12 protein-coding genes are annotated in these 12,864 nt (G+C 40.8%); all 12 read right to left on the bottom strand.

Annotation, left to right across the window (positions count from 1 at the left end; all coding sequences use genetic code 11):
- Positions 1-22: 22 nt before the first annotated feature.
- The 12 genes from ACG916_RS03880 to nuoG all read right to left on the bottom strand — a co-directional run bounded on the left by ACG916_RS03880 (position 23) and on the right by nuoG (position 12,858).
- Positions 23-763 (bottom strand): excalibur calcium-binding domain-containing protein, encoded by a 741-nt coding sequence (locus ACG916_RS03880; RefSeq protein WP_419330049.1) that lies wholly within the window; start codon positions 761-763, stop codon positions 23-25.
- A gap of 57 nt (positions 764-820) precedes the next feature.
- Positions 821-1,237, bottom strand: coding sequence for a hypothetical protein (locus ACG916_RS03875; RefSeq protein ID WP_419327554.1), 417 nt, complete (start codon positions 1,235-1,237; stop codon positions 821-823).
- Positions 1,215-1,895: a hypothetical protein gene (locus ACG916_RS03870; protein ID WP_419327553.1), complete on the bottom strand. Its 681-nt coding sequence runs from the start codon at positions 1,893-1,895 to the stop codon at positions 1,215-1,217. Before ACG916_RS03870 ends, ACG916_RS03875 begins: the two co-directional genes overlap by 23 nt.
- A 61-nt stretch (positions 1,896-1,956) precedes the next feature.
- Positions 1,957-2,592 (bottom strand): uracil phosphoribosyltransferase, encoded by a 636-nt coding sequence (gene upp / locus ACG916_RS03865; RefSeq protein WP_004722821.1) that lies wholly within the window; start codon positions 2,590-2,592, stop codon positions 1,957-1,959.
- A gap of 121 nt (positions 2,593-2,713) precedes the next feature.
- A complete protein-coding gene (gene nuoN, locus ACG916_RS03860) occupies positions 2,714-4,270 on the bottom strand; it encodes an NADH-quinone oxidoreductase subunit NuoN (RefSeq protein WP_336952948.1) in 1,557 nt (518 codons plus the stop codon).
- Positions 4,271-4,272: 2 nt separating this feature from the next.
- Positions 4,273-5,877, bottom strand: coding sequence for an NADH-quinone oxidoreductase subunit M (nuoM, locus tag ACG916_RS03855; RefSeq protein WP_336952990.1), 1,605 nt, complete (start codon positions 5,875-5,877; stop codon positions 4,273-4,275).
- 7 nt (positions 5,878-5,884) lie between these two features.
- Entirely contained in the window at positions 5,885-7,774 is a 1,890-nt protein-coding gene (gene nuoL, locus ACG916_RS03850; protein WP_336952950.1) for an NADH-quinone oxidoreductase subunit L, read from the bottom strand.
- Positions 7,771-8,079, bottom strand: a complete 309-nt coding sequence (gene nuoK / locus ACG916_RS03845; RefSeq protein WP_004722831.1) for an NADH-quinone oxidoreductase subunit NuoK — start codon at positions 8,077-8,079, stop codon at positions 7,771-7,773. The genes nuoL and nuoK overlap by 4 nt, the downstream gene beginning before the upstream one ends.
- The gene (nuoJ, locus tag ACG916_RS03840) at positions 8,079-8,597 is read right to left on the bottom strand and encodes an NADH-quinone oxidoreductase subunit J (RefSeq protein WP_336952992.1); all 519 of its coding nucleotides are present in this window, start codon (positions 8,595-8,597) and stop codon (positions 8,079-8,081) included. Before nuoJ ends, nuoK begins: the two co-directional genes overlap by 1 nt.
- On the bottom strand, positions 8,597-9,139 hold the full coding sequence (nuoI, locus tag ACG916_RS03835; protein ID WP_004722835.1) for an NADH-quinone oxidoreductase subunit NuoI: 543 nt from the start codon (positions 9,137-9,139) through the stop codon (positions 8,597-8,599). Before nuoI ends, nuoJ begins: the two co-directional genes overlap by 1 nt.
- An 18-nt stretch (positions 9,140-9,157) precedes the next feature.
- Positions 9,158-10,171: an NADH-quinone oxidoreductase subunit NuoH gene (gene nuoH / locus ACG916_RS03830; RefSeq protein ID WP_336952951.1), complete on the bottom strand. Its 1,014-nt coding sequence runs from the start codon at positions 10,169-10,171 to the stop codon at positions 9,158-9,160.
- 2 nt (positions 10,172-10,173) lie between these two features.
- Positions 10,174-12,858 (bottom strand): NADH-quinone oxidoreductase subunit NuoG, encoded by a 2,685-nt coding sequence (nuoG, locus tag ACG916_RS03825; protein ID WP_004819329.1) that lies wholly within the window; start codon positions 12,856-12,858, stop codon positions 10,174-10,176.
- Positions 12,859-12,864 lie beyond the last annotated feature (6 nt).

Here is a 12,864-nt window from a genome sequence, read left to right as displayed (position 1 = left end):
TATAATTTTTAGCTTAATAAAGTTATTTACCAAATTGTCTTTCGCATGGCTGACCATCATGATCGCCATCCATTTGCGTATTAGGACAATTTTTAATAAAAAATACAGCTTCATCATAGGATGTCATTTGACTGCAATGTGTCCGACCATCACATTGATAAGGCGATTTTACCATTGATGATGTCGCTACAGTTGCGTTAGATTGCACTGTTACCTGAGCATGTTCAGTCCTTACTAGGTTATGATCACCATTTATTAAAGCATTTTGCGATTTTTCACTAAACTTTACTGGTTTGACATAACCAGTTTCTTTGCGTTGTTGCTCAATAATTTGTTGCTGCTGGTGTTCTAACAAGGTAAGTTTATTATGCTGTTCATCCTGATAGGTTTGGTATTGATTCCATGTCGCAAAACTAAAATAAACGAAGCCAAAAACAATCACTAAAATTACCACAGACATAAAACCAAATTTCTGTCCTTCACTTTTACTTCGTCTTAATATATTTTTTTGCTTATCAATATTGATGTTTTTATTTTTTAATTCATTACTCATCGCTACATCCAAACGAATCATTTGATGTGCTTTTAATGTTCCTTGCTCATTGATAATTACATACTTTATAGTTTCCCCTTTTTTCGGTTGACCACCTAGTTTTGGAAAATCAGCGATGTAGAATACGACAGATTGCGCTGAATTATGATCCAATAAAAGTCCGTAACCTTTATCATGATGATATTCAATGATTTGCCCCAAATAAAACATAAAACTTCTCTTTTAAAATAAGTTTGAACCACAATAAATTCAACTCGTTTCAGATGTTTAGTGTGAATATGCCTTGCGTTTTTGCTGTTTAATCTTGTCCTTTTGTTGTTGTTGATATTGTTGAAATCTCATTTCAGTTTCGATTTTGTACTGCCTATAACGATCTTTTGCATACATTACAGAACTTACCCCAATGAATATCACTACAGCAACGGTCACCACCCAAGAATTCAATGCTAGACGTTTTTCAAGTCTAATTTTCTTTATAGGCTGTTTGCGTTTTGAGTATAAAAATTTAACTTTTAACTTTTGAATTAAATTTTGGATCGCATTTAAACGCATATTTTTTTCAAGCAACTGCTGATTCATTTGCCTATCAAAATATAAATCTTGTTCTTTAAAACATTGCCCCTCTACCAACATCTCTACAGGCTTAACCAACTCTTGTTTCTTAGAGTCCCCCCGCAATTTCAATATTTTGATACGCCTCTCCCAAATCAGAAAGCATAACCTCACAAATTCCTTCAGTGGTTTTAATGTTATTAACTGTATGAATTTCGTCTTGGGATTCAGTATTTTGGATAACTTTAATAGAAAGGTCAACTTGTGTTTGCGCTACAGGCTCAATTTGATTGTTTTGGTATAAATTTATGCTACCTTCTTCTATCATAGGATTACTAATTAGAGTTTGTATGGGCTCGACAAAGATTACTTGTTGCTCCTCTACAACTAAGTCAATAGCTGGAATAGCTTCTACTGAAACCAATTGCTCTGTTTGAGTTTGTGTTTTGATATTAGCTAAATCGTTATCAGCTACCAACCTTCTCTTTTTAAGCGCTTTTCGAATAGTTGTAATTTGTTCATAGCCATTTTCTGAATGGAGACGCGTATTAGGTAACTTATTTTGATCGTTCTCATAATTTTTATAATCAAACCGCACAATAAATTTAGCTAAGGTTGCACCATATTGTTCTAAAACAACACACTTAATCCGCTCGCCAATTTGGGGAAGAATGGATTGATTTGAAAAATCTTCTAATTTAAAAACAACTTGTTGATGATTATCATTTAATTCAATTAGACCTTGCCCTAAATCATTATCGAAAAAGGTTACTGTCCCTTTTCTGAACATTTTTTATTCTCTTATAATTAAAAAAGGAGGCCCCTATAGCCTCCTTTGATCATACTAAATTTTAATCTTTTTGCACACTGCCAAAAATTTTATCACCAGCATCTCCTAGACCTGGCACGATATATCCCTGTTCATTTAAACCTTGATCAATTGAAGCAGTAAAAATCGTCACATCTGGGTGAGCTGCTTCCACACGTTTAATGCCTTCAGGTGCTGCAACTAACACCATAACACGGATATCTTTACAACCACTTGCTTTCAACACATCAATCGCAGCAACCAAAGATGAACCAGTTGCCAACATCGGGTCAATAATCATAGCTAAACGATTTTGTACATCTGGAACCAATTTTTTATAATAAGTACGTGCTTCCAAGGTTTCTTCATCCCGTTCTAAACCGAGAACTGAAACTTTTGCACTTGGAATAAGATTTAAAAAACCTTCTAACATGCCAATACCAGCACGTAAAATTGGCACTACAGTGATTTTTTTACCCGCAATTCTGTCCACTGTGACTTTACCGTTCCAACCATCAATTTCGTGATCACACACAGGTAAATCTTTGGTTGCTTCATAAGTTAAAAGCATAGTTACTTCTTGAGCAAGTTCACGGAAATTCTTAGTACTAATGTCAGCACGGCGTAATAAACCTAATTTATGACGAATAAGTGGATGACGAATTTCTTGAATAGACACGGGAGGACACCTAAAAGGATAAAAGTAAATTTCCATTATTATAAATGTTTTTTATATCTGAGATAAGAAAAGCCCTCAATGAATGAGGGCTTTTTTTGTTAATAGCAGGATTTTATTGCGATTAGTGTTGCTGGCTCATCAAGAAATGTAAAGGAGATAAAATTTCTGATTTCAACGCCAAGCTGATGATTGGATCTGGATAAACACCAATGATCAATACCAAAGCAGCAGCACCGAGCACCATAAGACCACCCACTTTTTGTCCCCAGTGATCAACAGCATCAATACGAGGATTATCTGGTGGCGTCATATACATCACGATCATCACACGTAAGTAGTAATACAAACCAATACCACTACCCACCACTACCATAGCAGCCAAGAACCAATGTTCTGTGGTTACAGCAGCAATCACCACCATAAACTTACCAATGAAACCAGCGGTTAATGGAATCCCTGCAAGAGAAAGCATCATCACTGTTAATGTCGCAGTCAGTACTGGACGACGCCAGAATAAACCACGGTAATCCGCAAGAGACTCAGCTTCATCAACATTGTTATATGGGCTCGACATTAACGCGACAGCACCAAAAGCACCAATCGTAGTTAAGGTATAAGTCACCACATAGACACTTACGCTGCCTAAACTTGCATAACCTAAACTAATCAAAGCAATCAATAAATAACCAAAATGGGCGATTGATGAATAACCTAAAATTCGTTTTAAGTTGACTTGGCGTAATGCAAGGAAGTTCCCGACTAAAATCGAAAGCACAGCGATCACTGTTAATACAGTCACGATAGACGGTACAAGAATGAAACCTGAACTTAAAATAAAGCGTACTAATAAACCAATCGTTGCGACTTTAGCAACAGTTGCAAGATAAGTAGCGATTGGCGCAGGCGCACCTTGATAAACATCTGGTGTCCATTTATGAAATGGCGCCAATGATAATTTAAACGCAATCGCAATCACGATTAATCCTGAACCCAACAAAATCATTGGTTGAGCAAGGAAACCTTTTAACTGTTCAATAAAGTCAGCCAAAGATGCAATTTGTTGCACTTGTGCTAACTGATTTCCATACAAACCTGGGAAGTCAGTAAATGACAATGTACCTGTATAAGCATAAACGTATGCCATACCCATCAACAAAATTGCTGAAGCGGTTGCAGAAAGTACCAAATACTTTACGCCAGCTTCTAGCGATTTTCCACGCTGATGCGTATATGCCAATAAGCCATACACAGGAATTGACAAAAGCTCCAAACTAATAAAGAACGACGCATAGTGAGAACTTGCCACCATTAACATTGCCCCTGTTACAGAGATCAACATCAAGATATAAAGCTCTTCACGATTATCTTTATACGTTTCAATATAAGCGTGAGATAACGTACAGCATGCGAGTGCAGCAACTACTGCAATAAATTGATAAAACAATGTAAATGGATCAACCACAAACATGTTCATCACATTTGATGGTGCAAATGAACCACCAAACATCATGAATAAAATATCAATTGCAGCAAGGTTTAAACCCACCACCGATGCAGTTGCAATCAAATTATGATTACGCTTGATCGAGGTTAGGATCATCACCACTACAGCGGTTAAAGCAACAATAAAAACTGGTGCTAAAGGCATGAGACCCGAAAATGACATAGTGAAGTTCATGACTATTGGATCTCCACATTTTGTTGAGATACGACTTGTTGTGCCGCATCAACAACTTCTTGAACTGGAATATAGCTATTTGATAACCACGCCATACTTGAGTGAGAAATATCAAGGAAGCTTTGTGGATATACACCTAACCATAATAAGCCAAATGCACAGATCAATAGAATTACTGTTTCACGTACATTCAAGTCTTTTAATGGACTTTCATAATGCTTTTTCTGTTCTTCATTTGGCGTACCAAATAAAGCTTTGTGGATCAGAATCAAGCCATAAAGACCAGCAAAGACCAAGCTAATAGCAGCAATGATGGTAAATGTAGGGAACTTAGCGAATGAACCCATCAAGATCAGGAATTCACCAATAAAGTTACCTAAACCTGGAATGCCCACAAGTGCAGAGACAAAGAACATCAAGAAGAATGGTAAATACTGGAATTGACCACGAATACCACCCATCAAACGTAAGTCACGGGTATGTAAGCGTTCATACACTTGACCACACATAATGAACAATGCAGCAGATGACAAGCCATGTGCCAACATCATGATCATTAAGCCTTGGAATGTCAGAATATTACCGGCATAAAGTGCAAGTAATACGAAACCCATATGCGAAATAGAAGTATAAGCAAGCAGGCGTTTCATATCTGTTTGCTGGAAAGCACACCAAGCGCCGTAGAAAATACCAATCAAACCTAAAATAATCGCAATATCGGCAAATTGTGCAGATGCTGCTGGGAAGAATGGCAATACAAAGCGCAATAAACCGTACGCAGCAGTTTTAATCAAGATCCCCGCTAAGTCTACAGAACCTGCTGTAGGTGCTTGTGCATGGGCATCTGGTAACCAACCGTGTAATGGGAATACTGGCAACTTGACTGCAAAACCAATAAAGAAACAGATCATCAACGCATAGGCAATATGTGGTGCCTGAGCATCTAAAGTATTTGCAACAGCAAGTAAGTAGTTATAGTCGAAGCTAATCGTACCTGACATCTGAGAACCATAGACCACTAAGCCTAAGATCCCGATGAGCATGATTAAGCCAGCGACTTGGGTGTAGATAAAGAACTTGGTTGCAGCATAAACACGTGATTTACCGTCTGCGCCTTTATGACCCCAAAGTGCGATCAAGAAGTAGATAGGGACCAGCATCATCTCCCAGAAGAAGAAGAACAAGAACATATCAATTGCAAGGAAAACCCCGATTACCCCACCCAAAGACCATAAAAGGTTTAAATGGAAGAAGCCGACATTCTTTTGAATTTCACCCCATGAACAGCCCACTGCAAGTACACCCAGTAATGCAGTCAAGCCCACCATCAGCAATGAAAGACCATCTACAGCCAAATGAATGTTAATACCGAGTGATTTAATCCAAGGTAAATAAAATTCTGCTGCCCAAGTTGGAGTCTTCGCCCCCAACTCATAGCTAAAGCCACCTTGTTTCCACAAAATCAGTGTTAAGCCCAATGTAACGAGCATACCGACTAATGCGATATAACGTGGCAAATGTTTATCAAGTTTATCGACCAACCAACACACGAAACCTGCAATAAAAGGTACAAGAATCAGTGCGGGTAAAATCCAATTGTTTGTGATTTCCATCTTATTTCCCCACTACCTGAATCACGATCAAGATCATCAGCAATACCACCACACCGAGTGACATACTTGATGCATATTCACGTAATGAACCTGTTTGACGGGTACTTGTAAATTTATTTCCACTATTTACGATTGCAGGTAATAACAGCCATAAACCATCAACTGGGTCACGACCTAAAATTTTCGCAATGAGTAAATAAGGTTGAACAAATACAAGGTTGTATAAAGAATCGAAACCAAATGCATTACGGCAGATATTTGCAAGTCCAGCACCAAATGAAGTGGCTGCAAAACCTTGCACCGCTTTATAAGCGAAAGCAAATAACACCACACCTACAGCTAAACCGACCAATGCGATACCGACTGCAAGGTGTTCTGCACCATGCATCCCTTCTTCAATCGCTTGAGAAACTTCAAATGCTGGGATATGTGCTGCATTTAAAATGTTCATCACTGGCGCTTTTAAGAAGTAAGCCAAACCTGTTGAAAGAACAGCCAAGATACCTAAAGGCGCCCAATACGTTGCACCTTTGATTTCGTGATAATGTGTTTTTTCTTCACCAAAGAATACAACCCAAATTAAACGGAATGTATAAATCGAAGTTAAGAATGCACCCGCAACACCCACCCAATACAATGAGTTATACAATGCCACAGATTGACCTTGCGCCCAAACAGCACCCAAGATTGCATCTTTAGAGAAGAAGCCGATCGTAATAAATGGAATTGCAGCAAGTGCACCACCACCAATCGCGAAGCAAGCAAATAAGAATTTGTTTTTGTAGAACAAGCCACCCATTTTAAAGATGTTTTGTTCATGATGGTAAGCCAAGATCACTGCACCCGAAGACAAGAACAATAATGCCTTAAAGAATGCATGTGCAAGCATATGGAACAGACCTGCTTGATACGCTTCTGCACCCACAGCCATAAACATATAACCGAGCTGACTCATGGTAGAGTAAGCCAGAATACGTTTGATATCTGTTTGAACCAAAGCCGCAAAGCCAGCAACCAACAATGTTACAGCACCTGTAATCGAAATGAACTGCATCACTTCTGGTGTCATTTCAAATACAGAGAACATACGGCAACATAAGTAGATACCAGCGGTAACCATTGTTGCAGCATGGATCAATGCAGATACTGGTGTCGGACCAGCCATTGCATCTGCCAACCATGTTTGTAATGGGATTTGCGCAGATTTACCAGCTGCACCCAAGAACAACATCAATGACGTGATCAATGCCAAGTTATGATCAAGTGCCAGAACTTGTGAAGCATTGGCAACAATCGTGCCGATGTGTAAAGTACCAAATTGTTGGTAAAGCAAGAACAATGCGATCAGTAAGAATACATCACCAACACGCGTTACTGTAAATGCTTTAATTGCCGCAAAACCATTTGCAGGGTTTTGGTAGTAATAACCAATCAACAGGTAAGAACACAGACCTACGCCTTCCCAACCTAAGAATAACAACGCTAAGTTGTCACCCAATACAAGCACCAACATGCTTGCAACGAATAAGTTGAAGTATGAGAAGAAACGTGCGAAGTCTTCTTCACCACGCATGTACCAAGTTGCAAAGATGTGAATCAGGAAACCTACACCTGTCACCATGCCCATCATTAATAATGACAAGCCGTCAAGATGCAAACTTACACCCGGTGCAAAACCGCCTACATTGAACCAAGTCCATAAATGCTGTGCTTGCGCAACTGAACCCTGCTTAACAAAGTCCATGCCTGCAATCAATGCAAATAAAGCAGAAAGGCCAACAGAACCCGCACCAATAATTGCTGCTACATTTTCAGGAAGTTTATTACGTCCTGCCGCTAAAAGTGCAAAGCCAATCAGCGGAAATAAAATCGTTAAATATAAATAACTCATCCGCGCATCTCACTAGCAGCATCTACATCCAGATGATGGAAGCGATGATAGAACTGGAGGACGATCGCTAGACCGATACAAGCCTCTGCCGCAGCAAGTGTGAGGATCAAAATAAACATAATTTGACCATCAGGTTGTGCCCATGCACTTCCTGCCACAACGAATGCCAATGCTGCTGCATTCATCATGATCTCAAGGCTCATTAACATAAATAATAGGTTGCGTCGCACCATTACACCGTAAAAACCCAGTGCAAAAAGGATAGTTGCGACGATCAAACCATGTTCTAAAGGAATGTTGCCCATTACTGTTTATCCTCTGCTGCACTCGGTTCACGTTTGCCTAAGTGGAATGCTGCAACCAATGCTGCAAGCAATAACATTGCGGCAACTTCAACCAATAATAAATAGTGGGTAAAGAGTGCTTGACCAATTGCTTTAGGTCCAATCACTTGAGTTCCAAGTACTGCACCAGATTGCGTGTAGTCTGAACCTAATACCCAAACCAAACATAAGCCGATTAAGAAGCTCATGAGTGCTGGATAAGCCCAAGCATCTGAAGTCAACCATTTACGCTCTTGATCAACTGTATGTTGACCAAGGTTGAGCATCATTACTACGAATACGAACAACACCATGATCGCACCCGCATAAACAATCACTTCAAGTGCAGCTGCAAATGGTGCACCAATGATTAAGAAGATCCCTGCAACAGCAAGTAAAGAAACGATCAAACTTAATAAAGCATGTACTGGATTGGTGTTGGTCACAACACGAATCGTCGAAACAATGGCCACAAGAGCCATTAAATAAAATGGCCACATCATGGTAATAAGCTCCGTACATCTACAGGCGCACTTTCACGTTGCGCTTGACCTTTTTCTTTACCATCAATTGCCATACCACTTACACGGTAGAAATTGTAGTCTGGGTATTTACCTGGTCCTGAAATGAGTAAGTTTTCTTTCTCATAAACAAGATCCTGACGGACATATTCGCCTAACTCAAAATCTGGTGTTAACTGAATGGCAGTTGTTGGACATGCTTCTTCACACATACCGCAGAAAATGCAGCGTGAGAAGTTAATGCGGAAAAATTCTGGATACCAACGTCCATCATCTTTTTCAGCTTTCTGCAATGAAATACAACCAACAGGACATGCAACCGCACATAAGTTACACGCAACACAACGCTCTTCACCGTCTGGGTCACGTGTTAATACGATACGACCACGATAGCGTGGAGGTACGATTTGTTCGGCTGGCACTTCTGGATATAAAATCGTATCGCGTTTGCGTGTGACATGGCTAAACACCATCCACAACGAACGAACAATTGATCCTACGCCAGCTAGAATTTTATACATTTTGTACTCCCTGCTGTCCTAGGCCTGATTCATCAGAATCACAGCACCAGTCACCAAAAGGTTGACCAATGCAAGTGGTAAACACACTTTCCAACCAAAATTCATCACTTGGTCATAACGTGGACGCATTAAAGAACCACGTGCCAAGACAAACATCATTACAAAGAATGCTGTTTTCGCAATGAACCAGAACGCATCTGGAATGAATGGAATATTTAAATTAAATGGTGCTAACCAACCGCCAAAGAATAAAGTCACGATCAGTGCAGAAATTAGAATGATGTTGACGTATTCAGCAACGAAGAACATCCCCCATTTCATACCACCATATTCGACATGGTAACCTTCTGCCAATTCTTGTTCAGCTTCTGGTTGGTCAAATGGATGACGATGCGTTACCGCAACCCCAGCAACCACGAAGATCATGAAACCAATGAATTGTGGAATCACAAACCATACATCACGTTGTGCTTCTACGATTTCACGCAAGTTAAATGAACCCGCAATTGCCACCACACCCATCAATGAAATCCCTAAAAAGACTTCATAAGAAATGGTTTGTGCTGCTGAACGTAGACCACCTAATAGTGCATATTTGTTGTTGGATGCCCAACCACCAAATAACACCGCATATACTGCAATACCTGCCATTGCCATAAAAAACAATAGACCGATACTCATGTCTGAAACACCTAAGTAAGGTGAAACAGGAATAACCATGAATGACAGTACTGCAGTCGCCATTGCCACTGCTGGTGCTAAACGGAAGGTTAACTTATCTACAAACTTTGGTGTCCAGTCTTCTTTGAACATGATTTTCAACATGTCGGCAACGATCTGGAACATCCCGCCAGGACCAACACGGTTTGGTCCATAACGGTCTTGCCATAAGCCCAGCAAACGACGTTCAATAAATGACATCAAAGCGGCCAGTAAAACCACAACCAACAAAATTACGATGGCTTGAATCACTGAATAAGCGATTGGCCAGTCTTGTGCCCATGTCGGTAGTGCGCGTAAAGATTCATTCATGATTACACTCCTACCGTTACAGATACAGGTTCAGCAAGTGAAACTGTTGGTGCTTGGCCGACTGGATAACCGATATAACCTGTTGGTAAATATTCAATCACATGCACAGGAAGACTAATCGTCGTTTCGCCTGCTTTAACTGTCAGTTGTTGCCCATCTTGAACATTTAAACGTGCTGCATCTTGCTCGCCCACGGCAAAAGTCGCTTCTGGAATACGCGATTCCATCACCGGTGTTTTAATCGTAAATTCACCTGAAGCGAAAATATGATGCATTGGAACCAGACGGAAACTCTCTGGATTTGCCACAACCGCAGTTGGCGCCACATAGCTACGTGCAGGACGTTTTACTAAGCGATCAAATAAACGAACGCCTGAATCACCGCCTTTAAGATGACCACCCACTTCATCTTGGTATTTGTTCCAAGCTTGTGGTGAGTTCCAACCCGGTGCCCATGCAAATGGAACCAATGACGATGCATTTTGCGGTCCAACATAACCTTCCATAGAGAATGTTAATGCGGAATCGACATCGACAGGTTGTTTCGGCTCATGTACGTTTAATGGTGCACGCATTGCAGTACGACCAGAGTAACGACGTGGTTCACGGGCAATTTTCAAGCCATGAACACGGTAACCCGCATCAGGTGCAACATCTTGAATTGCTTCAAGAACTGGAACATTTTTGACCACAGACTCAATTACGTCATCCAGCAATGTCCACGAGATCGCTTTACCTTTCACACCCGTTTCAATCGCATGTAACCAGCGCCAAGATTCTTTGATGGCATATTCTGGTTTGTAATAGCTTGGGTCATAAACTTGATAGAAGCGTTGCGCACGACCTTCTTGGCTGACCACTGTTCCATCGCCTTCTGCAAAGCTTGCAGCAGACAAGACAACATCCGCTGCTTTTACGGTTTCAGTTTCAGAGTGATCAAGCACAATCACGCTTTGCGCTTTGTCTAGAGCAGCCTGAACTTGTACAGCAGGTAAACGGCGGAACAAATCATTTTCAACAATAATGATTGACTCATAATCTTGAGCAAATGCTTGTTCTAAGCTTAAACCACCAAACAAAGCCATACCCATTGAGTTCACTTCTGGAACTGTCAATGTTAAGCCTGCATTTCCACCTAGGTTTTGTGCAACTTGTGCAGCAGCTTCCATGATGGCAGCATCTTGTAAGCTCGTACCCGAGATGATTAATGGTTTTTTCGCAGCTTTTAACGTATCCGCAATGGTTTGTGCAAATGCTTTAGCATCATCATCTAAACCAAGAATCGCATCACCGTTTACACCCGCAGCAATCGCAAAACCTAAACGTGCAATATCGTTTGGAGAAGCAACAACTTCACCCTCAGCAATATCAGCCAAACGTGTTTGTGTTGCAGCCAAGATATAGATTGGAGAATTTGCATCCTGACCAATACGTTTTACAGGTTCAGCTAACCAATCTTGGGTACGGCGGTCTGCAGCCATTTGTTTGGCTTTGTTTTTCGCAGCTTGGCGAACAGACAGTGCCATACGTGGTGCAGTTTGCGTTAAATCTTCACCCAAGATCAAGACTGCATCATAGCTTTCGATTTCGCGCATACTTGGGTTATAAACACCCTCAGCTTGCATAATCGATGCAGCAAGTTCAACCAAGTTCTGTTCTTTTTGAGAAAGACCTGTTGAATAATTTTCTTGGCCAACCAACTCACGCAACGCATAGTTTGATTCTAATGATGCACGTGGAGAACCAATACCCAAGACTTTTTTGCCTTGAACATTTTCAATCACTGAATCCAGTGCCACATCAACAGAAACAGTTTTAACTTCTGTTGCAGCACGGAATTGCGGCTGACGTGGACGATCTTCACGGTTCACATAACCCGTACCAAAACGACCTTTATCGCAAAGGAAATATTGGTTAACGTCACCATTGAAACGGTTTTCTACACGACGTAATTCGCCATAACGCTCACCCGGAGAGATGTTACAACCAGAAGAACAGCCTTGGCATACGCTAGGCGCATACTGCATGTCCCACTTACGGTTATAACGTGCCGAATGGGTTTTATCGGTAAATACACCTGTTGGGCACACTTCAGTCAAGTTACCAGAGAACTCAGACTCTAAAGTGCCTGATTCTGGACGACCGAAGTAGACACGTGATGCATTGGCATAAACACCAAAGTCTGTACCACCGGCATAATCGTTGTAGTAACGAACACAACGGTAACATGCGATACAACGGTTCATCTCATGTGCAATGAAAGAACCCAACTCTTGGTTGTGATGCGTACGTTTGGTAAAACGATAACGACGACGATCATGTTGCGTCATTACTGTCATATCTTGTAAATGACAGTGACCACCCTCTTCACAGACTGGACAGTCGTGTGGGTGGTTGGTCATTAAGAATTCCACAATCGATTCACGGAAATCTTTTGCTTCTTTGTCTTCAATCGAAATAAAGGTATTGTCAGATGCAGGAGTCATACATGACATTACTAAGCGACCACGAGTATCTTCTGGATTCGCATATTGAGTAACAGCACATTGACGGCAAGAACCGACAGAACCTAAAGCTGGATGCCAACAAAAATATGGGATGTCGATGCCAAGACTCAAACATGCTTGTAGCAAGTTTTCCGAGCCATTGACTTCATACGATTTTCCATCGACATGAATTGTAGCCATAGTCGA

It is taken from the genome of Acinetobacter legionensis (assembly GCF_048552295.1).
GTDB lineage: Bacteria > Pseudomonadota > Gammaproteobacteria > Pseudomonadales > Moraxellaceae > Acinetobacter.
This window is presented reverse-complemented; position numbering and strand designations above follow the sequence as displayed.

Excerpts from the sequence above, each read along its gene's own strand:
- ACG916_RS03880 (WP_419330049.1), bottom strand. The coding sequence starts at position 763 with ATGTTTTATTTGGGGCAAATCATTGAATATCATCATGATAAAGGTTAC.
- ACG916_RS03870 (WP_419327553.1), bottom strand. The coding sequence starts at position 1,895 with ATGTTCAGAAAAGGGACAGTAACCTTTTTCGATAATGATTTAGGGCAA.
- nuoN (WP_336952948.1), bottom strand. The coding sequence starts at position 4,270 with ATGAACTTCACTATGTCATTTTCGGGTCTCATGCCTTTAGCACCAGTT.
- nuoL (WP_336952950.1), bottom strand. The coding sequence starts at position 7,774 with ATGAGTTATTTATATTTAACGATTTTATTTCCGCTGATTGGCTTTGCA.
- nuoK (WP_004722831.1), bottom strand. The coding sequence starts at position 8,079 with ATGGGCAACATTCCTTTAGAACATGGTTTGATCGTCGCAACTATCCTT.
- nuoJ (WP_336952992.1), bottom strand. The coding sequence starts at position 8,597 with ATGTGGCCATTTTATTTAATGGCTCTTGTGGCCATTGTTTCGACGATT.
- nuoI (WP_004722835.1), bottom strand. The coding sequence starts at position 9,139 with ATGTATAAAATTCTAGCTGGCGTAGGATCAATTGTTCGTTCGTTGTGG.
- nuoH (WP_336952951.1), bottom strand. The coding sequence starts at position 10,171 with ATGAATGAATCTTTACGCGCACTACCGACATGGGCACAAGACTGGCCA.
- nuoG (WP_004819329.1), bottom strand. The coding sequence starts at position 12,858 with ATGGCTACAATTCATGTCGATGGAAAATCGTATGAAGTCAATGGCTCG.